The sequence below is a fragment of the Sorangium sp. So ce375 genome (assembly GCF_051473855.1).
In the GTDB taxonomy this organism is placed as follows: Bacteria; Myxococcota_A; Polyangia; order Polyangiales; family Polyangiaceae; genus Sorangium.
Genome location: NZ_CP150335.1, coordinates 1,599,143 through 1,625,088 on the forward strand (window position 1 = coordinate 1,599,143; position 25,946 = coordinate 1,625,088).

General features: G+C 73.0%; 23 protein-coding genes. 7 read left to right on the top strand and 16 right to left on the bottom strand.

Going from position 1 to position 25,946, the window contains the following annotated elements; all coding sequences use genetic code 11:
- The first annotated feature begins 28 nt into the window (after nucleotides 1–28).
- The gene (locus WME90_RS06105; protein WP_437280128.1) at nucleotides 29–532 is read left to right on the top strand and encodes a hypothetical protein; all 504 of its coding nucleotides are present in this window, start codon (nucleotides 29–31) and stop codon (nucleotides 530–532) included.
- 85 nt (nucleotides 533–617) lie between these two features.
- Here the strand turns inward: WME90_RS06105 and boxB are convergent, their stop codons facing one another.
- The gene (gene boxB, locus WME90_RS06110; RefSeq protein WP_437280129.1) at nucleotides 618–2,063 is read right to left on the bottom strand and encodes a benzoyl-CoA 2,3-epoxidase subunit BoxB; all 1,446 of its coding nucleotides are present in this window, start codon (nucleotides 2,061–2,063) and stop codon (nucleotides 618–620) included.
- Nucleotides 2,060–3,820, bottom strand: coding sequence for a 2,3-epoxybenzoyl-CoA dihydrolase (gene boxC / locus WME90_RS06115; protein WP_437280130.1), 1,761 nt, complete (start codon nucleotides 3,818–3,820; stop codon nucleotides 2,060–2,062). The genes boxB and boxC overlap by 4 nt, the downstream gene beginning before the upstream one ends.
- A gap of 80 nt (nucleotides 3,821–3,900) precedes the next feature.
- On the opposite strand from boxC, the gene WME90_RS06120 reads away from it, so the two are divergent.
- Both WME90_RS06120 and WME90_RS06125 read left to right on the top strand, forming a co-directional pair.
- Nucleotides 3,901–4,800, top strand: coding sequence for a helix-turn-helix transcriptional regulator (locus WME90_RS06120; RefSeq protein ID WP_437280131.1), 900 nt, complete (start codon nucleotides 3,901–3,903; stop codon nucleotides 4,798–4,800).
- Nucleotides 4,801–4,832: 32 nt separating this feature from the next.
- Nucleotides 4,833–6,530, top strand: a complete 1,698-nt coding sequence (locus WME90_RS06125; protein ID WP_437283566.1) for a glycogen synthase — start codon at nucleotides 4,833–4,835, stop codon at nucleotides 6,528–6,530.
- A gap of 81 nt (nucleotides 6,531–6,611) precedes the next feature.
- Here the strand turns inward: WME90_RS06125 and WME90_RS06130 are convergent, their stop codons facing one another.
- Complete coding sequence (locus WME90_RS06130; RefSeq protein ID WP_437280132.1) at nucleotides 6,612–7,874, bottom strand: DUF3829 domain-containing protein; 1,263 nt, start codon at nucleotides 7,872–7,874, stop codon at nucleotides 6,612–6,614.
- 223 nt (nucleotides 7,875–8,097) lie between these two features.
- On the opposite strand from WME90_RS06130, the gene WME90_RS06135 reads away from it, so the two are divergent.
- From WME90_RS06135 to recN, 3 genes are all read left to right on the top strand, one after another.
- Nucleotides 8,098–8,904, top strand: coding sequence for a hypothetical protein (locus WME90_RS06135; RefSeq protein WP_437280133.1), 807 nt, complete (start codon nucleotides 8,098–8,100; stop codon nucleotides 8,902–8,904).
- Between the two features lie 366 nt (nucleotides 8,905–9,270).
- Nucleotides 9,271–11,565, top strand: coding sequence for a hypothetical protein (locus WME90_RS06140; protein WP_437280134.1), 2,295 nt, complete (start codon nucleotides 9,271–9,273; stop codon nucleotides 11,563–11,565).
- A 34-nt stretch (nucleotides 11,566–11,599) separates the two neighbouring features.
- On the top strand, nucleotides 11,600–13,300 hold the full coding sequence (recN, locus tag WME90_RS06145; RefSeq protein ID WP_437280135.1) for a DNA repair protein RecN: 1,701 nt from the start codon (nucleotides 11,600–11,602) through the stop codon (nucleotides 13,298–13,300).
- 33 nt (nucleotides 13,301–13,333) lie between these two features.
- Here recN and WME90_RS06150 read toward each other — a convergent pair whose 3' ends face one another.
- From WME90_RS06150 to WME90_RS06160, 3 genes are all read right to left on the bottom strand, one after another.
- Nucleotides 13,334–14,866: an FAD-dependent thymidylate synthase gene (locus WME90_RS06150; protein ID WP_437280136.1), complete on the bottom strand. Its 1,533-nt coding sequence runs from the start codon at nucleotides 14,864–14,866 to the stop codon at nucleotides 13,334–13,336.
- Between the two features lie 168 nt (nucleotides 14,867–15,034).
- Nucleotides 15,035–15,853: a type I methionyl aminopeptidase gene (map, locus tag WME90_RS06155; protein WP_437280137.1), complete on the bottom strand. Its 819-nt coding sequence runs from the start codon at nucleotides 15,851–15,853 to the stop codon at nucleotides 15,035–15,037.
- A complete protein-coding gene (locus tag WME90_RS06160; protein WP_437280138.1) occupies nucleotides 15,850–16,443 on the bottom strand; it encodes a cobalamin ABC transporter substrate-binding protein in 594 nt (197 codons plus the stop codon). The genes map and WME90_RS06160 overlap by 4 nt, the downstream gene beginning before the upstream one ends.
- A 306-nt stretch (nucleotides 16,444–16,749) precedes the next feature.
- On the opposite strand from WME90_RS06160, the gene WME90_RS06165 reads away from it, so the two are divergent.
- Nucleotides 16,750–17,604: a hypothetical protein gene (locus WME90_RS06165; RefSeq protein WP_437280139.1), complete on the top strand. Its 855-nt coding sequence runs from the start codon at nucleotides 16,750–16,752 to the stop codon at nucleotides 17,602–17,604.
- A gap of 440 nt (nucleotides 17,605–18,044) precedes the next feature.
- Here WME90_RS06165 and WME90_RS06170 read toward each other — a convergent pair whose 3' ends face one another.
- The 10 genes from WME90_RS06170 to WME90_RS06215 all read right to left on the bottom strand — a co-directional run bounded on the left by WME90_RS06170 (nucleotide 18,045) and on the right by WME90_RS06215 (nucleotide 25,416).
- On the bottom strand, nucleotides 18,045–18,308 hold the full coding sequence (locus WME90_RS06170; RefSeq protein ID WP_012233706.1) for a NifU family protein: 264 nt from the start codon (nucleotides 18,306–18,308) through the stop codon (nucleotides 18,045–18,047).
- 137 nt (nucleotides 18,309–18,445) lie between these two features.
- The gene (locus tag WME90_RS06175; protein WP_437280140.1) at nucleotides 18,446–19,282 is read right to left on the bottom strand and encodes a hypothetical protein; all 837 of its coding nucleotides are present in this window, start codon (nucleotides 19,280–19,282) and stop codon (nucleotides 18,446–18,448) included.
- Nucleotides 19,283–19,380: 98 nt separating this feature from the next.
- Nucleotides 19,381–20,769 (bottom strand): hypothetical protein, encoded by a 1,389-nt coding sequence (locus WME90_RS06180; RefSeq protein WP_437280141.1) that lies wholly within the window; start codon nucleotides 20,767–20,769, stop codon nucleotides 19,381–19,383.
- Nucleotides 20,766–21,575 carry a hypothetical protein gene (locus tag WME90_RS06185; RefSeq protein ID WP_437280142.1) on the bottom strand — a complete coding sequence of 270 codons (810 nt, stop codon included), beginning with the start codon at nucleotides 21,573–21,575 and terminating at the stop codon, nucleotides 20,766–20,768. Before WME90_RS06185 ends, WME90_RS06180 begins: the two co-directional genes overlap by 4 nt.
- Before the next feature lie 107 nt (nucleotides 21,576–21,682).
- Complete coding sequence (locus WME90_RS06190) at nucleotides 21,683–22,165, bottom strand: serine/threonine protein kinase (RefSeq protein ID WP_437280143.1); 483 nt, start codon at nucleotides 22,163–22,165, stop codon at nucleotides 21,683–21,685.
- Between the two features lie 14 nt (nucleotides 22,166–22,179).
- A complete protein-coding gene (locus tag WME90_RS06195; protein WP_437280144.1) occupies nucleotides 22,180–23,067 on the bottom strand; it encodes a DUF4349 domain-containing protein in 888 nt (295 codons plus the stop codon).
- A gap of 84 nt (nucleotides 23,068–23,151) precedes the next feature.
- Nucleotides 23,152–23,703, bottom strand: coding sequence for a CDP-alcohol phosphatidyltransferase family protein (locus WME90_RS06200; protein ID WP_437280145.1), 552 nt, complete (start codon nucleotides 23,701–23,703; stop codon nucleotides 23,152–23,154).
- A 160-nt stretch (nucleotides 23,704–23,863) separates the two neighbouring features.
- Complete coding sequence (locus WME90_RS06205; RefSeq protein ID WP_437280146.1) at nucleotides 23,864–24,298, bottom strand: universal stress protein; 435 nt, start codon at nucleotides 24,296–24,298, stop codon at nucleotides 23,864–23,866.
- A gap of 300 nt (nucleotides 24,299–24,598) precedes the next feature.
- Nucleotides 24,599–25,063: a hypothetical protein gene (locus WME90_RS06210; protein ID WP_437280147.1), complete on the bottom strand. Its 465-nt coding sequence runs from the start codon at nucleotides 25,061–25,063 to the stop codon at nucleotides 24,599–24,601.
- Nucleotides 25,060–25,416, bottom strand: a complete 357-nt coding sequence (locus tag WME90_RS06215; RefSeq protein ID WP_437280148.1) for a DUF4398 domain-containing protein — start codon at nucleotides 25,414–25,416, stop codon at nucleotides 25,060–25,062. Before WME90_RS06215 ends, WME90_RS06210 begins: the two co-directional genes overlap by 4 nt.
- Nucleotides 25,417–25,946 lie beyond the last annotated feature (530 nt).

Below are 25,946 nucleotides of genomic sequence, written 5' to 3' on the forward strand. Positions count from 1 at the left end.
CATAGCCCCTCGCTCGGTAGCAAGGAACTTGGCCCGCCCTCGCCGGCCCCTCTACGCCGCGGTCATGCGCCGCCTCCCGTCGATCGCGCTCGTCGTCCTCGTCGCGCTCGCCGTCCCCGTCGCCAGCGGCCTCGGCGAGCGGCACGCCAGCGCCAGCGTCGCCTATGAGTCGCCTTACACCTTCGACCAGACCTTCGGCACGGCGCTGCGCCTCGTGCGCGTCGATCTCGGCTTCAAGATCGTCGAGAAGGACGTCTCCAACGGCTACCTGCTCTTCGAGTACCGGAGCCCGGAGAGCGGCGGCAGGGTGACGCAGGGGGCGATCGAGGTCGTGAACGGCCGCGCCGGGGTGCACGTCGCCGTGCAGCTCCCGGCGATGCCGCAGTACCACGAGCAGGTGCTCCTCGACGGGCTCGTGAAGAAGCTGGCCGCCGAGCACGGCGACCCGCCGAAGAAGGCGCCCGGAGGCGCGGACGGGGCCACGCCTCCGCCCGACGCGGGCGCGCCGCCGTCCGACGCGGGCGCGCCCTAGCCTTGTTTCCTCGGGGCTCCGCCCCGAAACCCCGGCGTCCGCTTCCCGGCCGCCCTGGCTCCGCGTGTCATTCTGACACGCGGAGCTAGCCGCTGCGCCGCACGTACTCGAAGTCGACGGGCTTGCCCTTGAGCCCCTTCGTCGGCGCCGCGATCCAGTTCGCCATCTGCTTCGGATCGAACACCGGCTTCTCCATCAGGCTCCTCACGTAGGCCTCGTCGCCCGCGGTCGGCAGCCACGCGTCGCGCCGGCGCTCCCACTCCTCCTTCGAGAGCGGGTTGCCGTCGACGTCGAAGTGGAGCCCCGCATAGATCCCAGAGCTCCGGTGGAAGCGCCGGCTCGGCAGGCTCAGCCTGAACGACACGCCCGACGCCTCGATCACCCGGTTCATCTTGTCGATCCCGCGCTGCGAGTCGGTCACGTACTCGTCGCGCAGCACCTCGTTCATCGCGTTCCTGAGCGGCACCTCCTCCCGCCGCCAGCCGGTCACCGCGCCGCCCCCGGCGGCGGGCACGTGAGGCACGTCGAGCACGTACACCCCGTCGAGCGCCCGGTGATCGTCGTACGACGCCTCCTTCGCGCGGCCCTTCACGCTCGAGGCGAAGAACGACGCGGCGTTCGACGAGATCTCCCCGCCGAAGAGGTCCAGCGACAGCGAGTACCAGAGGTTCAGGTACCTCTGCACCGTCGGCAGATCGATGCCGCCTTCGGCGCGCGCGTCCTCGTTCGCGTTGCGCTTCATCAGCTCGCACGTGCGCTCCACGATGCGGAGCAGGCCCGTCTCGCCGACGAACATGTGGTGCGCCTCCTCGGTCAGCATGAACCGCGTCGTGCGCGACAGCGGATCGAAGCCGCTCTCCGCGAGCGCGAGCAGCTGGTACTTGCCGTCGCGATCCGTGAAGTAGGTGAACATGAAGAACGAGAGCCAGTTCGTGCACGGCTCGTTGAAGGCGCCCAGGATCCGCGGCTTGTCCGGGTCGCCGCTCCGCCTCTCCAGGAGCCCCTCCGCCTCCTCCCGCCCGTCGCGGCCGAAGTGGCTGTGCAGGAGGTACACCATCGCCCAGAGGTGCCGCCCCTCCTCGACGTTGACCTGGAACAGGTTCCGCAGATCGTAGACGCTCGGGCAGCTCTGGCCGAGGAGCCGCTGCTGCTCCACGCTCGCCGGCTCCGTGTCTCCCTGCGTCACCACCAGCCGCCGCAGCATGTTCCGGAGCTCCCCCGGAACCTCCTGCCACGCCGGCTCGCCCAGGTGGTCGCCGAAGCCGATCGTGCGGTCCGCCACCCGATCCGCGAGGAAGATGCCCCAGCGGTACTCCGGCATCTTCACGTAGTCGAAGTGCGCCCACCCCTCGTGATCGACGCTGATCGCCGTGCGCAGGTAGATGTCGTCCGCCTGGAAGCCCTCGGGCCCAGTCTCCTGCCACCAGTCGAGGAACTTCGGCTGCCACGCCTCGAGGGCGCGCTGCAGCTTCTTGTCCGACGCGAGGTCGACGTTGTTCGGGATCCTCTCCGAGTTGACGACCGCGCTCATGTCCGCCTCCAGTCGAATTCGGGGCGCTCTGGCCGCCCGTACACCGTCAGCGCGCCCCGCTGGCCCACCGCGTTGGGGCGCTGGAAGATCCAGTTCTGCCAGGCCGACAGGCGCGAGAAGATCTTTGTCTCCATCGTCTCTGGCCCGCAGAAGCGCAGGCTCGCCTCCATCCCGGTGAGCGCGTCGGGCGACAGGCTCACCCGCTCCTCGATCGCGAGCCGCACCTCGTCGTCCCAGTCCATCGCGTCCGGCGCGAAGGTACAGAGCCCCTCGTCGAGCGCCTCCTCGGCCGACAGAAGGCCCGTCCTCTCCTTCAGCGCGGCCACGCGCTCCGGCGCGGCGAGGAAGCGCGAAGCGAGGCGCGTCAGGCCGTTCGACATCACGAGCGGACCGAAGTTCAGCGAGCTCAGCGCGATCGACGCAGGCGACGCCGCCTGCCCCTCGTCCTCCCCGCCGTCCAGCATGTAGGAGCGGTCCGCCGCGAGGGCGAGCTCGAACAGGCTCCCCGCGAAGCACGAGCCCGGCTCGATCAGCGCGAAGACGCTGCGCGCGGTGAGGTCGAGCCGCTTGAGCACGCGCCGCATGTGGAGCAGCACCTCCTTCACGAACCAGTCGTCGCGGCTCGCCCAGAGCGCCTCGTCCGCGGCGCGCACCGCGGCCGGCGAGCCGGACGTCCTCAGGAGGACGAGGCCCACGGTCGGGTGGTTGAAACGCAGGTCGAGGAGCGCGTCGTCGAGCTCGCGGAACGCGCGGAGCGCCCACAGGTCCGCGCCCGCCCGGCGCATCCCGGCCGCGTCGGTCGGCAGTTCGCGCCCCTCGCGCCCGTCGCCGTCCGGCCCGAGCACGCGGATCTCCGCGGTCCGCGCGGCGCGGTCGACCTTCATCGAGACGTGGCGGTAGTCGCAGGTCGACACGTCGCCCGCCGTGGCGCGCCGCACCTCGAGCGGCGAGAGCGTCACCCCGGGACCCGCCCTGTCCGGCGTCGCCGCCGCGAGCTCGGCGGCGCGCTGGGCCACCGCCTGATCGAAGCGGCTCTTCGGGATCGAGCGATCGACGAGGCCCCACTGCTCCGCGCGCTTGCCCCGCACCCCCTCGGCCAGCGTCGAGAACACGTCCGCGAGGTCGCGCCGCACCTTGCGCTTGTCCACGAGCCGCGTGAGCCCCCCCGTGCCCGGGAGCACGGCGAGCAGCGGCGTCTCCGGGAACGAGACGGCGCTGCTCCCGTCGTCGGCGAGGAAGATCTCCTCGCACGCGAGCGCGAGCTCGTAGCCGCCGCCCGAGGCGACGCCGTTCAGCGCCGCGAGGTAGCGCTGCCCGCTCTCGGAGCACGCCTCCTCGAGCGCGAGGCGCGTCTCGTTCGTGAACTTGCAGAAGTTGACCTTGAACGCGTGCGTCGACGACCCGAGCATGTAGATGTTCGCGCCGGCGCAGAAGATCCGCGGCTGCGCGCTCGTCACGACGACCGCCTTCACCTCGGGGTGCTCGAAGCGCAGCCGCTGCACGATGTCGGCGAGCTCGATGTCGACCGCGATGTCGTAGCTGTTCAGCTTCAGCTGGTAGCCGGGCCGCGCCGGCGCGTCCTCATCGACGTCCATCGCCACGCGCGCGATCGCCCCCTCGAACGAGAGCTTCCAGTGCCTGTAACGGCCGGGATCCGTCTCGAAGCGGAGGGGCGCGTCCTCGCCCGACGAGCCGTCTTCCCGGGCCCTGGTCTGCGGCGCCGGCGCCGCGGAAGGAGGAGAGGTGGTCGCTTCCATACCCGACGAGCCCACCACCGCGCCGGGGTTCAGTCAAGCAGTATAGTTCTTGATGGAGCGTCTTTCATGAAATATAGTGCATGAAAGAGATGCCGCCCCGCCAGACATCGCGCCGGACACGCGCAGGCCAGGGGCCGGAGGCCGGCGCGGAGGGCGCTGCGGACGGCGCGCCGCCGATCCTCGAGCACCTCGGCGGTCGGCTCCGGCAGCGGCGGACGGAGCTCGCGCTCACCTTGCGCGAGCTCGCCGAGCTCGCCGGCGTGAGCGAGCGCTTCCTGGTGCTGCTCGAGAGCGGACGAGCGAACGTGTCGGTGGTGCGGCTCGATGACATCGGCCGTGCGCTGGGCACCTCGGCCGCCGCGCTGCTCTCGGCGGGCGAGCTCGGCGAGGAGGCGCCGCCGCGCGGCCGGTCGGTTGGTGGGGCCGGGGGAGGGGCGGGCGCGCCCCTCGTCGCGCTGCTCGGCCTGCGGGGGGCCGGCAAGACCACGATCGGCGGCCGCGCCGCGGCGCGGCTCGGGGTGCCCTTCCTCGAGCTCGACGGCCTCGTCGTCGCGCGCGCGGGGATGAGCCTCGCCGCCCTGTTCGAGATCCATGGAAACGCCTACTACCGGCGGCTGGAGCGCGAGGAGCTCGCGCGCCTCGAAGGCGCGCGCGCCCACGGGATCGTGGCCACGGGCGGCGGCCTCGTGACCGATCCGGCGACCTTCGAGCGATTGAGGCGCTGCGCCGTGACGGTCTGGCTGCGGGCGACGCCCGAGGACCACTGGCGCCGCGTGGTCGAGCAGGGGGACGCGCGCCCCATGGCCAACCGGGCCGACGCCATGAAGGAGCTCAGGGCGCTCTTCCAGGCGCGGCGCGCCCTCTATGAGCAGGCCGACTTCGCGGTGGACACGTCGGCGCTCGGTCTCGCGCGCTCTGTCGATCGCGTGGTCAAGATCGCGCGTGAAGCTGATAGAAGGAACGCGACGCGCTCGCCTTGAGCCGGGGCGCGCTCCCCCTCCTCACCATGTCCATGCCGCGCCTGAAAATTCTCTTCGTGGTGTCCGAGTGCGTCCCCTTCAGCAAGACGGGTGGTCTCGCCGACGTAGCGGGCGCGCTGCCGATCGCGCTCGCCGCGGCCGGCCATGACGTGCGCGTCGTGATGCCGGCCTATCGTGGCGCCAAGCGCCTCCTCGCCCGCCAGATCGCGCTCGCCGAGCAGCAGCCCGCGGGCAGCGAGGCCATCGCCGCGCCGGCCGTCGCCGCGGCGGCCGCCGGCGCGCCGGGCGCCGGCAACGGGGCCGCCGCTTCAGCGAGCGGGTCCGCCGCTTCAGCGAGCGGGTCCGCCGCCTCAGCGGCCGACTCCGCCCCCGCGACCGCCGCGGCGACGGGCGGAGGCGGCGAGCCTCCGGCGGAGCGCTTCGTGCCGCACCGGCTGCCGCTCTCGCTCGGCGTGCCCCTCGGCGGCGGCGAGGCGTGGACCGCCGTCTGGGAGGCGCGCCTCGACCCCGCGGCGCCCGGCGCTCCCGCGCCCCGCGTGTACCTGCTCGAGCACGACGTGCTCTACGATCGCGACGGCATCTACGGCGACGCGCACGGCGAGTTCGGCGACAACCTCGCCCGCTATGCGCTCCTGTCGCGCGGCGCGCTGCAGCTCTGCCACGCGCTCGAGTTCTGGCCGGACATCGTCCACGTCCACGACTGGCAGTCGTCGCTCGTCCCGCTCTACCTCAACGTCCTCGAGCACCGTTCGCCGCTCGCGCGCGCCGCGTCCGTGCTGACGATCCACAACCTCGGTTACCAGGGCTGGTTCAACAAGGGGCAGCTCCCCACGACGGGGCTCGGGTGGGACCAGTTCCACAGGTTCTGCCTGGAGGCGTACGACAGCATCAACCTGCTCAAGGGCGGCATCTACAACGCGACGCTCGTCTCCACGGTCTCCCCCAGGTACGCGCAGGAGATCCAGACGTGGGAGGGCGGCGAGGGGCTCGACGGCGTGCTGCGGGATCGCGGCACCGACGTGATCGGGATCCTCAACGGCATCGACGATTCCATCTGGAACCCCGCGACCGATCCCCACATCGCTGCGCCGTTCTCCGCCGAGGATCTCGGCGGCAAGCGCCTCTGCAAGGCGGCGCTCCAGCGCGAGATGGGGCTCGAGGAGCGCCCCGACGTCCCGCTGCTCGGGCTCATCAGCCGCCTGGCGACCCAGAAGGGGATCGACATCCTCGCGGGCGCGCTCGACCACATCCTCTCGCTCGACGTCCAGCTCATCGTCCTGGGCTCCGGCGAGCGCTGGGCCGAGGACCTCTTCTCGCGGATCTCCGGCGCGAGCGACCGCTTCCGGGTCTACGTCGGCATGAACGAGGGGCTCGCCCACCGCATCGAGGCGGGCGCCGACCTCTTCCTCATGCCGTCGCGGTACGAGCCCTGCGGGCTGAACCAGATGTACAGCCAGCGCTACGGGACGCTGCCGGTCGTGCGCGCCGTCGGCGGCCTCGACGACACGGTCGAGAACAACGTCACGGGCTTCAAGTTCGAGGAGATGTCGTCGAGCGCGCTCGGGAACACCGTCGCGTGGGCGGTGCACCTCTACCGCGCCGATCCGGCCTTCTTCCGGTCGATGCAGCTGCGGGCGATGAAGAAGAATTTCGGCTGGGCGCAGGCCGCGCGGCAGTACGAGGCACTCTACCGCCTCGCCATCGCTCGCCGGACCGGCCGCCCGTTCTGATCGCGCCCGCGCCCCCGGCGGAGGCGCGGCGCGATCCGGGCGCGGGCGCGCTTCCCCTGGCGGGGAGCGCGCCCGGACGCGTCACTCCTTCTCGGGCTCGGGGGCGGGGGCGGGGGCGGCCGGCGAGGCCGGCACGGCCGGCTGCGCGGTCCCGGCGGCCTCGCGCGTCGCCGCCTGGCTCTTCGCCATGAGCGAGCGGGAGAGCGCGCGGTGCTTCCCTTCGACCACGGACACGAAGCTCGTGACGACCGGCAGGAACAGGGCGGGGGAGGAGATCCCCTGGCCCGTCAGCTTCGGCTCGGCCGCCTTCACGTCGCGGATGAAGCCGGCGAGCGCGGGCTCCATGATCTTGGCCCACGGGTCGGTCGGGTGGGTCGAGCCGTAGGTCTTGAGCGCCTCCGCCGACGTCTCCAGCTTCTGGAGCGCGGTCTTTTCCGCCGCGGGATCGACGCTCTTGCTGGTGATCATCAGCATGAGCGCGCGCGCGTCCTCGAGGGCCGCGAGCGCCTCCTTCTGGCCCTCCTCCGCCTTCGCGAGGTCGGGCAGGTGCGACGCGTGCCAGGCGGACACCGCGAGGCCGAGCTTGTCGGAGTGCGCGTCGAGCTTCTGGAAGTCGGCGAGGAGCTTCGCGTGGAGCTCCTTGCCCTTCGCGAAGCTGTCCTTCTTGTACTCCTCGCGCTGGTAGTAATTCGCCGCCGCGGCGATGTTCTTCGCCAGCTCGGTCGCGAACGGCGCGTACTCGGCGAGCGCGGCGTCGACGTCCGTCATGGCCGGCTCCTTGAGGCTGAGGGCGACGGTGCAGGCGCGCGCGTTGCGCTCGTGCGGCGCGCGCGCGCTGAAGTTGATCGGCCGGCGCTCGTCCGCCTTGCCGGGCAGGGACGGCCCGCCCTTGGCGCCGGGGGCGCTCGTGGCGCCCGGCGCGGCGGCGGTGCCGGGCAGGGCGGTCGCCTTCGGCGCGGCGGCGGCGCCGGGCACGAGCGGCTTCGCGGGGAGCAGGCTCTTCGTGGGGTCTCCGGGCTTCGCCTGATCGTCGTTGCCGAAGCTCGGGATCTTCTTCTCGCTGGGCTCGTCCTTGCCGAGGCTCGCGAGGTACGCGTCGCGGGCCTGCTTCAGCGAGAGCGTCCCGAAGTAGCAGACGTCGACGCGGTACTCCTTCATCGATTGCGGGTCGACCTTCGCCATCGGCGACACGGGCGTCCGCAGGCTCGCTTTGCCCTTGTTCGTGTTCGCCGCGGCGGAGCTTGCCGGCTCCGGCTGGGGAGGAGGCGGGTCCTCTTTGCAGCCGGCGGCACCGCTGGCGACGAGCACGAGCGCGATAGAACAGAGAGACCTGACGGAAATCATTCGGTGTGCCTCCTCGGCTGGCGCAGGAACGGGCGCATCATGCCTAAGCCGGCGGCGCTTGCAACACCCGGCCAGGGGCGGGAACTTGCGGCCCTGGTCGGGAAAACCCCGGCCTCAGCCCAAAACACCCGACGTGACCGGGTTCTTCCAGGCCTCCGCTGTGGCTGTTTCTTCCCGGCCTCCGCTGTGGCTGACGAAACGTTCCGGGTTTAATGTCCGCCGCGTGAAGCTGCGAACCTTGACCCTGGACGAGCTGACCATCGACGACGAGCGCTCCTTCCGGCACGTCGCGCTCTACGACGATCTGAAGCAGGCGCTCCGGCGCGATGGGTACCGCTTTCGCGTGCCCGAGGGCGATGCGAGCTGGGATCGCGTCGTCTTCTTGAACCTGACGTTCTGGAGCCAGAGCGAGCAAGGCGACCTGATCGCCGGCGACCACCTCGCCGCCGACGTCGTCGCGCACGTCGCATGGCACCACCTCGCCCATCGCGCGCTCACGCCCGCGGGCGCTCCGCCCAGCGCGGAGGCGCTCCTGCTCGCCGAGGCCATCGCCAGCGCGTTCGATCTGTACCTCGTCGGGCGCCTCCTTGGGCACGCTCCCAGCTCCGACTTCCTGGCCACGCAGGTGCCCGCGATGGCCGAGGCGGCCGAGGCCGCTGGCCTCTCGGACGCCGGATTCGAGGCGCTCCTGGAGGGCGTGTCCGCGGACCCGGAGCGCGCCTTCGAGGACCTCCGCGCCCTGCTCTTCGACGTCACCACGGCGCTCCTTCCCTGCGATCGCCTGAGCCGCGCGGCAGAGATCCTCGCCGGCTTCGACGCCCATCGCTTCGCGCCGCTGCTCCACCACTACGAGCTGTCGAACTGGATCCTGTCGACCCGCGCTCCCGGGTCCGCCTCCGCCCCGGATCCGGTCGCGCGCGCCGTCGACGCCGCGCTGAGGAGCGCGCCGGTCTCGCTGGCGTGGCTGGAGCAGCGCTGGGTGCGCCCGCCCGCGCCCCTGCCCGCCGTCGCCGGCGCGCCCTCCGCCTAGGCGAAGCAGGCGGGATCCAGCGAAATTCGGCCGATCGGGGCCGAGCGGAGCGGGCGAGCCCGAGGACGACCGCCCAGGTCACCTGTGAAGAAGATTGCGCGTGCTGTCGAGCTGCGCGATTCTCTCCTCAAGGTGCAACTCGCCTGCTCTCTCTGCAGGACCTACGTGGAGATCGGTGTAGGACGCGAGATGCGTCCGTCCTTGCCGTTTGTCTGCAAATCGTGCCGCACGAAGAGCAAGCAGTCGGCGTCCGAGAGGGGTGAGCCGCGGTCTTCCCCCTCGGCCGTGCCGAGCTCCGCGAGCGGAGGCGACCGGCGGGAGCCGCCGAGCGAGCCTGAGCGCGCGAGGCCGTCCTCCGGGCGCCGCTTGGAGAGCGAGGCCGCGCTGTCGAGCGATGTGCTGGACGCCGAGACGACGCTCCCGGGCGCGGGCATCCAGCGCCGGCTGGAGCCCGCGGGCGACACGGAGGGGCGCGCGGCGTCGCCTCCGGCCGGGCGCAGGCGAGGGCTCACGCTCGCGGAGCGGATCGCGCAGCAGGATCTGGATGACGCGCCCGAGGCCAGCCCGAGGGCGCACCCGCTCGACGCGTTCGATGCGGCGGCGGAGGCCTCACTCGAGCACGCCCTGGTGACGCCGGATGGCGGGCTGGGGCGGCGCGAGGTCCAGGTGCGGCCTCGCACGTTCGCCGGCGTGTCCTGGGAGGACACTTCCCGCGGGAGCGCGGTGCCGTCGACGGTCGGCCGGAGCCCGTCCGCGCTCCCTCCCGCCGACTCGGATCCCGTCTCGATCCAGGACCTCGCGCAGATGCTCTCCCCCGGGGTCGAGCCGCCCTCGCTCTCGTTCGGATCGCTCGTCCCCGGGGACGAGCGCGCGAGCCAGCCCGCACCGGCGCCCGAAGCCGCCGCCGTGCCCCGCGCGACCCCGCGCACGCCGGTCCCGGTGCGGCCGCCGGCGCGGCGGGAGCAGCGCGCGATGCCGGCGGTGGCGCGGCCGCGGGCCGCTGTCCCGCGCGCGGGTGGCTCCTCGCGGCCCGTGGCGCCGCCCTCGGAGATGCCGCCGGCGCCGCTCTCCGAGATACCGTCGGCGCCGCTGTCCACCGACGAGGGCCGGCCGTCGTCCCACCGCTCGTCGCCCGAGCTCCGGCTCCAGGACGTGCAGGCGATGGCGGCGCTCGCCCCGCAGCCCGCGCGGCGCGCCCGGTCTGGCGCCGCGCAACCCGCCGATGCCTCTCCAGTGGACCTCGCGCTGCTGGGGGCGCTCTCTCCGCAGGCCGCGGGCCCGCTGCGCGCCGCCGAGGAGCCGCGGCGAGACCGCGCGAACCCGAGGGCGGCCGATGTGCAGGGCGCCGCGGGAGGACCGCGGGATCAGGGGAGCGATGAGCGGGATTCGCGCGAGCCGGCGGCGCGTACGTACACCTCCCCGAAGGCGACCGCCCGCGCGGCGGGCGATCGGCCCGGCCAGACCGACCCTCGCGGGCGCGCCGAGCGCAAGGAGGACTCGGGCCTGATCGACCTGCGCAGCATGGTGCCGCCGCCCGGCGCGGAGGGCGAGGCGCGCCGCAACGAGGACCGGGCCGATGACGAGATCCTGAGCATCAACGGCGGGCTGTTCGACGACGGCGCCGCTGCGCGGAGCTCGGACTCCTCGTTCCCCGTGCAGCCCGTGGAGCCCGTGGAGCCCGTGGAGCCCGAGCTCCTGGCCGTCGAGGGACACTCCTCCTCCGGGGAAGAGACGCCGGTGCGCACCTCGATCTCCGCTGGCTCCCTCGTGTCCGAGGGGTTGCGCGCTCTCTCGACACCGGCGTCGCGCCAGAACATGGCGCTCGCCGGATGGGTGACCGCCGTCTTCATCGTGTTCGGCGTTGCGCTCTACCTCGCGCAGGCTCACGGCCGCTCGTCCATCGCCGCGGCGACGCAGAACCAGTCGGCGGGCAGCAGCGGTGCGCTCGTCGCGGCGCCGCAAGAGGTGCCGCCCCAAGTGCCCGCCGCGCCGGCTCCCGCTGGCCAGGCTGCCGACCAGGAGCCGTCCCTCGACGACGAGCCGGTCGCGGATCCGACGGCGGCCGCTCCCGGCACCGCGGAGCAGGCGCTGGCCGCCCCCGCCGCCCCTACGGGCGAGCCAGCTGCACCGCCGCAGCCTGTGCAAGCAGGGGCTGCTCCAGGGGCGGCGCACGCGCCAGCGAGCGCCACGCCAGCGGGCGCCGCTTCGCCGGCGAGCGCCGCGCCGTCAGCGAGCGCTGCGCCGTCAGCGAAAGCCGGCCCGCCGGCCGGCGAGAAGCCCGATGTCCACGAGAGCCCTGCCCGGGCCGCGGCGCCGAGCGAGCCCGAGCGCGCCAAACCGGCGGGCAAACAACCGCCGCCGAGCGCGCAGCTCCTTCCGGCCAAGGACGAGCCGGCCCGCTTCGATCAGAGCGCGGCGTCCAGCGTCCTCGCGTCCGCGGCGGCGGTCGCCGCCGGGTGCACCGGCGAGGGCCTCACCGGCACGGCCCGCGTGGCCGTCACCTTCGCGACCTCCGGGAAGGCCATGTCGGCGCGCGTCGAGGGGGGCGACCTGGTCGGGACGGCCACCGCCGGGTGCATCGCCGGCGCGTTCCGCGACGTCTCGGTGCCGCCTTTCGAGGGAATTCCGGTCACCGTCATGAAGCAGGTGAAGATCCGCTGACGACGGGTCGAAAGCTTCCTATCCTCCCGCCGCTGTGCTGGTCGCGCTTCGGGTCAAGAACTTCATTCTGATGGATGCTCTCGAGCTCCGGCTCGAGCCTGGGTTCAACGTGCTCACCGGCGAGACGGGCGCGGGCAAGTCCATCGTCGTGGGCGCGCTCTCGCTGGTCCTCGGCGGCCGCGCGAGCGCCGAGCAGGTCCGCCCCGGCGCGGACGAGGCCGAGATCGAGGCGCTCTTCGACGTGCGCGGCTCCGATCGCGCGATGGCGATGCTCGACGCCGCCGGCATCGCGAGCGAGGGCGAGCTCGTGGTCCGCCGCGTCGTTCAATCGACGGGCCGCTCGCGCGCCTACCTGAACGGTCGGCTCTGCACCGCCGGCGAGCTCCAGGCGCTCGCGCCGGAGCTCGCCGACGTCGCCTCGCAGCACGAGAGCGTCGCGCTGACCGATCCATCGACGCACCTCGGCTACCTCGATCGCTTCGGCCGCCTGGTGCCGGCGCGCAGCGAGCTCGCGGCGGACGTCAGCGCGCTCGAGGCGCTCACCGCCGAGCTCAGGGCCGCCCGCGAGCTCGAGCGCGGCCGCGGCGAGCGCGAGGCGTTCGTCGCCTTCCAGCTCCAGGCCATCGACGCGCTGTCGCCGCGCCCCGGCGAGCTCGCCGAGCTCGCCGCCGAGCGCAACCGGCTCCGCCACGCGGGCCGCCTGCACGACATCACGCGGCGCGCTGCGTCCCGCCTCGATCAAGGGGACGACGCGATGTGCGACGAGCTCGCGCGCCTCGCCTCGGAGCTCCGGGCCGCGGCGGAGATCGATCCCAGCCTCGACGATGTCGCCCGCGCGGTCGACGGCTGCTGGACGGAGCTCAGCGAGGCGGCCCGCCAGATCGCCCGTTACGCCGAGCGCGCGGAGGCCGATCCGGATCGCCTCTCGGAGATCGAGGATCGCATGTACCGCCTCGAGGGCCTGCTCCGGCAGCACGGCCCCACGCTCGACGACGTCCTCGCCGCGCGGGCGCGCCTCGCGGCCGAGCTGGAGCGCCTCTCGGGGGTCGAGAGCCACGTCGCGGAGCTCGAGCGGCGGCGCGACGCCCTGCTCGCCGTCGCCGCCGAGCGCGCCCGCAAGCTCTCGGCGAAGCGGCGGAAGGCCGGCGAGAAGCTCGGCGCCGCGATCTCCACGGAGCTCGCCGAGCTCGGCATGGGCGGCGCGCGGGTCGTCGTGGACATCGAGCCGCACGGCGGCGGTGACCGCGCCGAGCTGGTCGTCGACGGCGCCCGCCTGGGCCAGGACGGGATCGACCGCGTCGAGTTCCTCATCTCGCCCAACAAGGGGATCGAGCCTCGCCCCCTGCGCCGCATCGCCTCGGGCGGCGAGCTCTCGCGCGCCCTGCTCGCCCTGAAGCGGGTGCTCGCGGAGTGCGGGCCCGCCGGGCTCTACGTCTTCGACGAGGTCGACAGCGGCGTCGGCGGCGCCGTCGCCGACAAGATCGGGCGCGCGATCGGCGACGTGGCGCGCCACCACCAGGTGCTCTGCATCACGCACCTCGCGCCCATCGCGGCGTTCGCCGGCGCTCACTTCGTCGTCGCGAAGGAGAACGCGGGCGGCATCGCCAAGAGCTCGGTCACGCGCGTCGACAAGAAGGACCGCATCGCGGAGGTGGCGCGGATGCTGTCGGGCGCGAAGGTCACCGGCGCGTCGCTCCGGGCCGCGACAGAGCTCATCGAAGCCGCGCGCCTGTGACGCGGATGCCGGCTGGCGCCGGCGTCCCGGACGTCAGCTGCGCGCGAGCGCGTAGTCGTTCAGATCGACGCGGATCAGGTCCTTGAGCCAGGGGTGCACCGTGATCGCGGTGCGGTAGAGCCCCTGGGCCATGCGCCTGTAGCTCGTGTGCCCCTGCTTCGCCGAGCGGAGCTCGATGACGTGGAACAGCTCGCGCAGGTTCAGCGTCCAGAGGGTCCTCACGCGGAAGCCGAGCGGCACCGCATACTGCGCCTCGAGGGGGTAGCGCCCCTCGATCGCTTGCCACGCGTCGCGCGCGGCGAGCATCGCGTCCTGGTACGTCTCGGCGTGGCCGAGATCCGAGAGCGCCTGAGGCGTCTCGAAGCCGAGCCGACAGGTGAGCCGCTGCGTCGCGGGCGTCAGCATCCGGTGGCGCTGCAGGTCGCGGTACGCGCCGTAGTCGAGCATCAGCTCGAACGTCATCGTCGACGCCTCGAAGGCGCGCGGCGGCGCGTCGTAGGGCCCGCGCTTCTCGCACGCGGCCTTCGCGATCCCGATGAGCTCCGGCAACGTCGCGCGGCGGAGCGCGTCGCCGAGGTTGTACGCGTGCACGCCTGGATCGCTGCCGTCGTACGCGAGCGCGAGCGCGACGCGCTCCAGCGCGTCCTTGTCGTAGCGCACCAGCCGTACGGGCTGGTTGATGACCATCGTCGCGCTCACGTCCTCCTCCGGCGGCGTGTAGACCCGCTTCATCGCCGTGGCGACGGTGGCCTGCAGCGTCTGCCTCAGCTCGTTCGGCGCGGCGTACTTCACGAGCGTCGGCGTCACGGCCTGCGCCGCCGTGTGCATCTCGCGGGCGACCCTGCGCACCTCCTCGAGCGGGTGCGACAGCATCTTCGTGAGCAGGACCTCGAGCGCCCTCGCGTTCGCGGTGAGCCCGATGTTCGTCCGCGTCCCCGCCGGCAGGAGGCCGCGCAGGAGATCGCACGCCTGCGCGCGCAGCGCCCCCTTGTAGGCGGCGTCCGACATCTTCTCGGGCTTCGGCCCGCGGGCGCCGAGCCGCTCCGTCACCTTGGGGACGAGGTCGAGGTAGGTCGCGAAGAGCCGCTCGCTGGACGCCTCGTATTTCGCGGCGTGCTCGGCGTCGAGCTCCGGCAGGTCGACGAACGAGTGCTGATCGAAGACCACGTAGCGCGTGCTCTTCTCCGTGTACGAGCCGAGCCGCAGGTCCTCGATCACCTTGGAGGCGACGATGCTGACGTTCTCGATCGCGAGGTGCACCACGGCGTGCTCGGCGACCGACGCGTGGCCGTAGCCCACGACCCACTTCTCGTGGAAGCTCCGCGCCTTGTCCGACGCGAACGCGAGGCCCCGGCGCGGCCGGCCGTCGGCCTCCGGGGCCACGTCGAGCTCCTCGTCGCCGAGCAGGCGCGCCAGGTTGGTGCGCAGATCGTCCCGGCTGCGCGAGTAGTACGCGAACAGGACGGCGATGACTTCTTCCGGCAGACCCGACAGCGAGAAGACGTCGGCCGTCGGGCTCGACACATACGGCGCGATTCGGGCACGCGACGCTTCGTCCAAGGCCATGCCCCTGCTTCTACTCCCAATCGTCGGCCGGACGGACGAGAAAACTCGGTTTCCGATCGACAGATCCGCGCGGCGTCGGCCCACCTCCGCCTCGGCCTTCGTAGCCGCGGCCGGCCGGCGCGCGCGGCTCCGGGCGCGGCGCGCGCTTCGCGCCGGGGTCGCTCTGCGTCAGAGCGCTCGCGCCGTGGAGACGGCGAAGGGATCGGGGAAGATCTCGCTGTTCGCGAGCGGCCGGCTGCGCCGGGTCAGCACCTCGCAGCCGCTCCTCGTCACGACGATGGTGTGCTCGAACTGCGCCGACAGCGAGCGATCGGCCGTCAACGCGGTCCACTTGTCTTCCTGGATCTCGACCTCGTAGGTGCCGAGGTTGATCATCGGCTCGATCGTGAAGCACATGCCTGCGCGGAGGCGGGCGCCGCTGCCGTACTTGCCCACGTGCGAGACCTGCGGCGCCTCGTGGAAGCGCCGCCCGATGCCGTGCCCGACGAAGGCCCGCACCACCGAGCAGCCCTCGGCCTCGGCGAACTCCTGGATGGCGGCCCCGATGTCGCCAAGGCGCGCCCCGTCCCGGACCTGGGCGATGCCGAGCTGCAGCGAGCGCCGGGACACCTCGGTCACGTGCTTCGCCTCGGCCGAGGGCTTGCCGATGTAGAAGGTCGCGGAGGTGTCCCCGTAGAAGCCGTTGTAGATGGTGGTGACGTCCACGTTGATGATGTCGCCTGGCTCGAGGACGCGATCGCCCGGGATGCCGTGGCAGACCACCTCGTTGATCGAGGTGCAGACGCTCTTCGGGAACCCGTGGTAGTTGAGCGGCGCGGGGTAGCCGCCGCGGCGGATCGTGTCCTCGTGGACGAAGGTGTTGATGTCCTCGGTGGTGATGCCGGCGCGGATCATCTCGCCGACGCCGAGGAGCGTCTCCGCAGCCATCTGCGAGGCCGTGCGGAGGGCGTCGACTTCCTTGACCGTCTTGATGCTCACATTGCTCACGGCGCAGACAGCTCCCCGAGGACGACGGCCTCCTTGATGGCCGCGGCGACCTCCGCTGTGTCAGGTGAAAGGTGCCAGTGGATTTCCGGCTCGCCGCCCTCGCCGGCGAAGCGCCGGATGAAGGCGATGAAGGTGAGCCCGCGGAGCCGGGCGTCGATCGCCTTCGCGACGCCGAACGCGCGGCTCTGCGGGCGGATGTGGAGCTCGAACGTCCGGTCTGGCACCCGAGGCGTGGCCAGCGGAGGGTAGCCGACCTGGATCCCGAGGTGATAGGTGCTCTGGTCGCCGATCGAGTCGACGGTCACCGTGTTGACGCGGACCCGCGCGACCACCTCTGCCGTCTGCGCCCGCTCGCGGAGGAACGGGTCGGACCTGGGCGAGGGGCCTTCCAGCGAGAAGCCCACGGCGGCAGGCTCGATGTTGTCGTCGAAGACCTCGCGCGCGTGCCCATCCCATGCGGGCAGGCCGGCCTCTGGATCGACGGACGCTGCAGGGCGCTCGCGATCGGCGACGCAGCCGCCGGCGGGGCCAACGGTCGCCAGCGCGGCGAGCGCAAGGCGCAAAGGTGCAGCACCGGCGGCAGGCATCATCCTTGGGGCCAGAGCTCGTAGCACGTCGGCCCGCCCCTGTCAGGACCCCGCACACACCGGCTACCCGCGCTGTCGACGCTGTTTTCCCCTCGTCGCCGCCCGCCTCGCGATCCTCCTCGCGCGCGCCCTCCATCGATCCGGCCGAGCGATCGTCCAACGGCGTCGGTCGACCTCGCTCGGTGCGGAGATCCTATTCTCCTGTCGTACCGCAGGTGCTAGCGTTCTCCGGCTTGCCGGGCGGGGTTTCCTGACTTTTGCGATTGCTGAGAGCGCAGGGACAGGGCCTGCGCCGGCTGGAGGAGGAACATGAAAGCGAAGAGGCTCCTGGGAGCGGCGTTGGCTCTGGGGCTGGGCCTTGCGGCGATCACGAGCGCGAGCGTGGCGGCTGCCCAGCAGAAGCGGGGGACGAGCGGGGCGCCCGCCGCGGCACCGGCCCGGCCTGCCGAGCCGCCGGTGACGAAGAAGACGATCGCGCTGACGCCTCCGGGCATCGCGTGGGGGATGACCACCAAGCAGGTGGCGGCGGTCATCGACAAGCAGCTCGATGAAGCGTACGTGCCGCGCTACAAGGCCATCTCGCCTGGCGTGAAGATGAGGGCGCTCGACGCCGAGCTCGCCGAGGAGAAGAGCGCGTTCCGCCGCAGCCGCATCGACTTCGGCGCGTTGCCGACCGGCATCGACGCGACGCCGCTCAAGGGCGAGTACACGTACCTCAACAAGGAATCGATGATGACGCTGTCCCGCGAGGGCGGGAAGCGGTACTTCTTCTTCATCCAGGACAAGCTCTGGAAGATCATCGACGAGCACCCGCTGGGCGAGAAGGCCACCCGCGGGAAGGACTATGCGTCCGCCGTGGTCAAGCTCGCGACGGCGCTCGGGGTGCCTGGCCGCGTGGCGCCGCCCGCTCCGGAGAAGGGCCGTTTCGTCACCGAGGTCGACTGGAAGGACACGGCCACGCACTTCCGCGCCATCGAGCGGGGCGAGTCCGAGATCGCCTTCGCCTACGAGGATCTGGTGACGCTGGGCAGCCTGGAATCGCTTCGCCCCAACAAGCCGGTCGACTCGAACGCCATCGACCCGGCCGTCGCTTCCGCTGTCCGCAAGGAAGAGGCCCCTCCCGGCCCGCCTCCTTCCGCTGACAAGCCCGGCAAGAAGAAGTAGCTCCAGATCCTGCTGCGCTCCTGAGGCCCGGTCCTGGCTGCGCCTGAGGCATTGCCGAGACGCCCGGCCCGCGGGGAGTGAGCTCGTCGCGCGGGGCAGCGACGGGCAGAACTCGCGTGAGGCGTCCTGTGCCCGTCGTGCTGCGCACGCCGGACACAGGACGTCAACTGCGCTCAGACAACTGCTCGTCGCCACCCCGCGCGACGAGCTCACTCCCCGCGGGCCTACCGCAAGCGCGCAACCAGCGACGAGCCCGAGCGTCGCATCCCAGCGCTGCCCTCTCGTCCCGCCGTCCCGCCGTCCCAGTAGCAGGCGGAGGCGGTCACCCGCACAGGAGACGGGCCCAGATCGGCGTTTTCGGCGCGGAAGCGCACTCCAGTGCGCTGAGCACCGAAAACGTCGAGATGGGCCCGTCTCCGCAGCGGGTGCCCCGCCTCCGCCTACGCGAGGGAGGCGCCGTCGGGGACGCGCATGCCGTTCGTCACGATGACCCGTGCGGAGGGCGCGACCGCTAGCACCGCTGGCTCGATCACCGCGCGCGCGGTGAGCATGGCACCGGGGCAGCCCGAGCACGCGCCGGCCAGGTGGAGCGTCAGGTGATCGGGCTCGACCGCCACGATGTAGAGCTCACCGCCGTCGGCTCGGACGAGCGGCGCGATCACCTCGCGGCAAACTTTGAGAAGCTGATCGATGGAAGCCGGCATGGGGGTGAGCTCGGCAGCGCGAGCCCGTCGCGACAGCCTAGCACGGCAGCGCTCGATAAGGAGATCTCCCCCGGGCCCGCCGACGGTCGTCACGGGACCCAGGCCGCACGCCAGGGGGCCCGCCCCGGGGCTCGCGCTCAGAGCGTCGAGACGAGCGCGGCGACGCCGGCGTCCGCGGCGAGCTCCGGGACGCGCTGCGCCGCAGCGCCGAAGGTGCGGCCGGCGATCTCCACCGTGCCGCTCCAGGGGCCCGAGGCCGTCTTCGCCGGCAGGTCAAGCTTCTCGAGCGCCTCGGTGTTGACGTCGGGCGTCACCGGCCCGCCATACGCCTTCGCGCCCTTCCACGCGAAGACGTAGAGCAGCGGCGTCGACTTCAGCCCGTCGCGCTTGGCGAGCTCGGCGATGTCGCGCTTGGCCGCCTCCTGCAGCCGGTACGCGTAGGCGCGGAACGACCAGCCCGTGATGAAGAGGCCCTGGAGCTCGCCGCCGCCCCGCGTGACCGGGTGCACGGCGACCCACTGGAGATCGGGGCCGTTCCTGACGCCGCGCATCTCCTGCATCTCCCCGAACGCCTCGACGACGCCGCTGCCCGGCGCCAGCACCTTCCTGAGCTCGGGGAACGACGCCAGGACGGACCTGTTGGCGAGCATGTCCGGATCGGCCTCGCTGCGCAGCACCGTGCCGCTCGGATCGGCGAAAGAGAAGAACGTGCTCTTCGCGAATTCGAGCTCCTTCACCGAGGCGCGCGCTCCCGCGATCGCCTTCTGGAGGCCGAGCAGGTTCGCGCCCGGATCGGTGTCCACGAGCGCCGCGAGCTTCTGCGAGCCCGCGGGGAGACCCGTGCGCACCTGGCCGACGTCCTCCGCGACGACCGGGGCGAGCTTGGCGCAGAGCTCCGCGGCGTGCTTCTGAGACGTCTTGCCGTCCTCCTGACAGGCGCTCCCGAGGGCGGCGAGCAGCGCACAGGCGAGCACGGCAGGCTTGCTTTCGCTTCGGGCGAAGGTGGAAGAGCGCATCATCGAGAACGACTCTCCGAGGCGAGCGGAGTTCCGGCGGCCGGGACCATCGCGCCTCACAGGGTTTCCGGGGTTACAAAGATGATCTCGACCCGGGCGTTGCGGGCGCGCTCCCTGCCCCCTGGATCGACCACCGGGGCCGCGGATCCTGCAAGGAACGGCGCGATGGACGGGCTCCCGGGCGCCCCCGCGCCGGCCGCACCTTGCGCCGGACCGAGGGCCCGGACGACGGCATCGGCGCGCGCCGCCCATGAGGCCTCTTCCTTGGCGCTGATGTCGCGGTCCGTGTGCACGACCACGGCCACGGGGAAGGAGGGGTGCGCCGTGGCGACCAGCGCGAGGTCGCGGAGGCGCGCCTCACCGGCCTTCGTGAGGGCGTTGCCGGAGAACAGCCCCCGGAGCGTGACGACGATGCCGCGATCGTCGCGGACGGGCGACCAGGTGCCTGCGGCCGAGAGCTCCGTGAGGAGCGCATCGCCGGCGCCGGGCGCACGGGTCACCGGCGTGGCGGCGCGGCGCGCGGCGGTGAGCGCGGCGAGGCAGCCTGCACGGGCTCGGGAAGCCTGATCGATGGGCGCGGGGAGGACGCGGGCGGAGCGACCCGCCTCCGCGAGCTCTGCGTCGAGCTTCTTGATCGCGGCGGTCGCCCCCTCGAGCTGCGCGGCGAGCTCGGCGCTGCCGGGTTGCGCGCTGCCGGCGCTGGCGTCTGAGGGCTGCGCGCTGGTGCCTGCTGGCTGCGCGCTGGCGGAGCCGGCGCCCGGGGGCTGCGCGGTGGAGCTGGCGCCCGGGGGCTGCGCGCTGGCGGAGCCGGCGCCCGCGGGCTGCGCGGTGGAGCTGGCGCCCGGGGGCTGCGCGCTGGCGGAGCTGGCGCCCGCGGGCTGCGCGCTGCCCGGCGGTGCAGGCGTGATCAGCAGGCGCGCCGCGCCGCAAAGCAGGCGGGCCTGGAGGGCGAGCGAGCGCGCCGCGGCGAGGCGCGCCTTCTCGCGATCCGTATCGGCCTTGCCGGACGGGACCACAGGCTGCGCGTCGCGGGCGACCTTTGTCCGCATGTCGAGCGCATCGACCTCGGCCGCGACGCGCGACTGTTCGGCCTCGAGGCCCGCCAGCGAGGCCTCGCCGGCCGATCGCTGCGCCTTCGCCTCGGTCGCGGCCGCCTCGGCCCGAGCCGCCCGCGAGAGCGCGTGCGCGTGCGCGTGCGCCGCGATGGCCTGCTCGCCCAGGATCTGCGCCCCGGATCGATCCTCGCTCTCGAGCGCGGCGAGCGCATCGCCGCGGAGCTTCTCCGCGCGCGCGAACGCGCCCGGCGCGTACCGCCTCGACTCGGCGGCGGCTGCCCCGGCGCGGACGTGATCGAGCTCATCGAGCACCGCTGGCCTCGGGATCGGCGCGCACGCGCCGAGGAGCACCCCCGCGACGGCGATCCCCGCGAGTCGTCGCGCGCTCAAGGCGTGCCCTCCTGGCCCACCGGAGCCGTCGCCTTGCCGGCGCCGCCCTTGGCCCCCGCGCCCGGCGCGGCTGCGGGCGCCCGCTCGGCTCCCCCCGTCGCCTTCGTCGCCCCCTTGGCCGCCGTCCCCTTGGCCGTCGCCCCCTGGGTCGCCTTCTTGCCGGCCTCGATCCGCTGCGCTTCGACGTCCGCCGCTGCCCTGCTCGCCTCGCGCGCCTCGACCTCGATCCGCTCGAGCTCCGCCGCGGCGCGGCCTCGCCGCGCCTGCGTCTCCTCGAGCAGCGCGCGCGCCCGCTCGAGCTTCGTCTCGACCTCGCGCGCGCTCTCCGCGGCCTCCGCCGCCTCCTCCTCCGCCGCCGCCGCGCGCAGCAGCGTCCTCGCCGTCTCCGCCCACTCGAGGGCCACCGCGTCGAGCCGCCGCGCGTTCGTCGTGTCGCCCGCCGCACGCGCGCCGTCCGCGCGCTGGAGCGCGCGCTTCGCCTGCGCCACCGGCTCGGCCACGATCTTCACGGCGCTCCTCGCCGACCCCCTCGCCGCGGTCGGCTCGACGCTCGGCGTCTCGGCGGAGATCTTCTCCCCCTCGGCGGCCTTCTCGCCGGTGGCGGCGCTGGGCGAGGCCGCGACGCGGCCCTCGATCTCGCGGAGGATCTGCGCTGCCTTGGCGCCGTCCCCGGAGGGCGGCGCGGGCACGGTGGCGTCCGGTCTCTCTCCTCCGCCTTGCGCCAGGGCCTCGGCGCTGCCGAGCGTGGCCGCGAGGGCGAGGAGCAGCGCGTGGATCGACCGGCGCTGCCGCGCGTCACAGGGCATGGGGCGGGAACGCACGTCCGCCAGGTAGCAAACAGGGCTTCCGCGAGCAAGCGGGGCGGCGCCGCCGACGCAGACAGCGCGCGCCGCCGACGCCGGCAGCGCGCGCGTCACTCCGGCAGGAAGTTGCGGATGGCCCAGTCGATCTGCTGCTGGTGCCGCTCGACCAGCGCCTTCGCGCCGCCTGCCTCGTGGAGGAAGACACGATCGTCGTTGACGAAGACGGTGAGGTAATAAAGGTGCGCTTCCTTCCCCTCGTCGTGCCCGAAGCGCAGCTGGACGCCCGGCAGGCCGTTCCGGGCCTTCACGTCCGTCTTGCCGAGCAGCGCGTAGCCGCCGCCCTCGCGCAGCCGCTTCTCGATCACGCGGGACCAGAAGGCGAGGTCGCCCTTCGGATCGTTCTCGAACGCACGGATCCCGAGCACGAGCCCCTCGGCGGTGGTCGCGCGGTACTCGTCGTCGCCGTAACGATCGCCGAGATCGACGAACCCAGGCGGGGTCGCGGGGACGAAGGGCCGGCCGCAGCCGAGCAGCGCCGCCGCGCCGGTGAGCGAGGCGAGGAGGAGGAAGGCGTGGCGAAGGGAATGGTTCATCGGAGGCGCCCGGTTCACAGGTTGAGGAGCCGCGAGAGGCCGAGCTCGTTGAGCCAGTCGATGGGGAGCCGCGGGCCCGACGGGGCGATGCTCTCCGTCGAGCGCGGCTGGAAGGACACGGTGAGGGTCGAGAACGCGATGCGATCGCGCAGGAACTTGAGGCGCCCCTCGAGGCGCTCGAGCTCGCTGGACACGCGCGCGAGCTCGCGCTCCAGCTGGATCGACTCCTCGACCTTCGCGGCCTTGTCGAGCAGCTTCTCCAGGCGATCCCGCACCGCCCGCGCGTTGCGGATGCGGATGCCGAGATCGAGGAACTCCTCGGTGACGTCCTGGGCGACCACGTTGCGCTGGAGGATGTCGCCGAGCCCCTCGAGGCGCTTCAGCGCCTCGTCGAACCGGGCGGCAGGGACGCGGATGGTGATCGTCCGATCGTCGCGGCGGGCGAGGAAGCCGCCGAGATCCCGCGCGAGCGCCTCGACCTTGCCGAGCGACGCGCCCACCTCGAACACCGCCATCGCGATGTCCGCCGTGTAAACGAGGAGGGGCGAGTGCGCATCGGCGGCGGCCTCGGGCGCGCCCTGCGGGGAAGCGCCGGGCGACGTGGGCGCAGGCTGCGGAGCCGCCGCGGTCGACGCCGGCCTGGCCGGCGCGGGCTGGGCGCCGCCGGGCGCCGGCGGCGGCGCAGCCTTGGCCAGATCCGCCGACGCGTTGACCTCGTACGACTCCTCGCTCACCGACTGGGCGATCCGCATGGATTCGGAAGGCATGCCTGCCATCGGGGCCTGCGGCGGTGCGTAGGACGGCGCGCTGGCGGCGTCGCGCGCGGCCGACGGCGCGGAGCTGCAGGCGGCAGGGCCGGCGAGCGAGGCAAGGAGAGCCCAGACGGGCAGCGTTCTTCGCATGGTTCCTCGGAGCATGGAGCCGGTCACAGGCGCCCAACGCGCCTCCGCGGCCGACCTTACACCAGGCGCGCCCCCTGATGGCGCCTACGCCGCGCCGGGCACGCGGCGGAGCTGGCGCGCCCAGTACGAGACGCCCGCGGCCGCGCCCGCGATCGCCGACGCGGCGAGCATCGCCGGCAGCGTCGAGGGGAGCGCGATGGCGGCGAAGACCGCCGCGAACTGCACAACCGTGGCGAGCTTGCCAGGGATGTTGGCGCTCGCCGTCGACAGGCGCGTGCCCTGGAAGCGGCGGCTCACCGCGATCCAGAGCGCGAGCGGCAGCTCGAGGAGCTCGCGGGCGAGCAGCGCCGGGATGCCCCAGAGGGGGAGCGCGCCGCCCTCGAGGAGCGTGCCCACCACCGTCAGAGCGAACACCTTGTCCGCGATCGGGTCGACGATCGCCCCGGTGGGCGTCACCTGATCGAGGCGGCGGGCGAGCCAGCCGTCCAGCACGTCCGTCAACCCTGCGCAGCAGAGGACGGTGAGGGCGAGCGCGGGCTGCGTGGCCACGATCGGGAACAGCGCCGCCAGCGGCAGCCGGGCCAGGCTCACCAGGTTCGGCGGAAGCGCGAGATCGCGCGGGGACACGGTCGACATGCGAGGAACTCCACGCGCCGCATGCGACGCAGAAGCCGGGGCCCTGACCCACGTCGAGCGCGGTCGAGCCCGCCCAAACCCACGTCGAGCGCGGCCCTCCGCGCCCGCGCCCCGGCCGGCAGCCTCGCCGGCCCGTCCACCGAGAGATGCCCGCGGAGGATCAGCCGGTCACGCGCACCGTGAGCACGGGGACGTTGCTCTTCCGGATCACCTGCTCGGCGACGCTCCCGAGGAAGAGGTGCGAGATGCCCCGGCGGCCGTGCGTGCCCATGACGATCATCGCCGCCTTCTGCTCCTCGGCGGCGGCGAGGATCTCGGTCGCGGGATCGCCCTCGCGCAGCGCCGTCGGGAGCCCGCCCGTCTGCCCCGAGAGCTGCTGGACCGCGCGCGACGCGGCGGCGCTCACCTCGGCGTGGAACCCCGGCATCAGCGCCGGCTCGAGCCCGGGGTAGGTGTAGACCGGGAGCTGGTAGACGTGCAGCAGCACGACCCGGTGCCCCAGCCTCTCGCCGAGATCCCTCGCGAGCTCGATGGCCTTCATCGAGGCCTCCTCGAAGTCGACGGGCACCAGTATCACGTTCGCGCCTTCGTTCATCGCGCTCTCCTCGCACGCGGGACCGGTTGTCCCAGCGAACTTCGAACTTCGAGTTTCGATCGTCGCTGACCTCCGGGATGCTTTCGCCGCCGGCGGAGGCGCGTCGCGCGCATCTTGGATCCAAAAATCGGCCGGTCCCAGGAGAAATCGCTCCGGCGAGGCCGCGCTGACGCCCGGGGCGGTACGCCGGGTACGGAGGCGCTCAGGCCGATCTGCGCGGATTCCGAGGGCAAATCAAGGCGGCGCGCGGTCGCGCAGCCGCGAGCGCGACGGCGCCGCGGCGCGGGAGCACGGCCGCGATCACCTGGCGGACTGCTGGGCCCGCGCGCGGGCGCGATCGAGCGCGATGTCGAGCTCGGCGTCGTCGGCAGGGGAGGGCGCCGCGGGCTCCGGCTCGCCGCCGGCGCGCGGGCGCTGCTGCTCCGCGGCGCGCTGGGTTCTCCGCGCGCGCGCGAGCGCGCTCTGGTTCGCGCGCACGAGCGACGAGAGCAGCGAGCACTGCGCCCTCCGCCGCGCCACGTAGGCGGCGTCGCGCGCGGCGGGGGAGCGAGGGCTCTTGCGCGCCTCGCGCTCGGCGATCGCGAGCGCCTGCTCGGCCTGCTTCAGCTCGGCGATCGCGAGCGGCGACAGCGGGTTGTCCTGCGCCTGCACCACGGCGGCGCGCGCCGTGACGAGCTCGGGGGGCGGCCCGGCCGCGCTCCGGGCGCACCCCGCGAGCGAGAGGGCCAGCGCGAGCGGGGCCACGGCGCGCACGCGGCCCCTCACTCGGCCCGCCTGGCGAGCGTGCTCGCCTCGTCCAGCGTGCGGCCCGCGGCGTCGCGGAGCCCCGCCTCCCTCACCATGAGCGCCGAGAGCTCGGCGTCGACCTCGGCCCTCCGCAGCAGCCAGCGGGCTCCTTCCTGGTCGCCCACCGACAGCCGCCGCCTCGCCTGCGCGAGCTCGCTCTTCGCCAGCGCGAGGTGCATCGCCGAGCGCCGGTCCGCGCCCGCGCCCTCCCGCTCCGCCGCCCGGATCGCCGTGAGCGCGTGGGAGAGCTCGGGCGGCGCCGATGGTGAGCGAATGGCGGCACATCCGGCGAGCTCCAGGGCGGCGAGCACGAGCGCGGCTTTTGCGAACATTTGCGTGAATTCCCGATCTCACGGCGCCAGGTGGCACCGTTGCGCACCGTGGCGCATGCCGGTCACCGTGGTGCATCGACCACGCCAGCACGCTCCCCTGCGCGTGAGCTTCTCGCTCCAGTGGGGGCGTTTCGCTTTCCCACGCTCGCGCAAAGGATTGCGCGATCCCGCATCGGCTTACGGCGCTCCCGACGACACACACACGTCGCTCCGCGCGACGCCCCGGTCGCCCGTAACAGCTCTTGCGGCAAGTTGTCAGGAGAGTGAACTCCTGGCCTCAACCATCGCATCGACCCGATGACCGAGGGCGGCCTCCAGGGACAGGAAACCGACCGCCAGGGACACAGAGATCGCCACCAGGGACAAGGGCAAGAGCCGCGCGCGGGCCGAGGTGGTCCCGCCAGGGACAGGGATGCGGCTTGTCAGGGACGCGCGGCGAAGCGTCAGGGACCGGGAGGGGGCCGTGAGGGACAGGGGGTAACGCGCCAGGGACATCCGGGCGCATCGTCCTCTGTCCCTGGAGCCGTTCT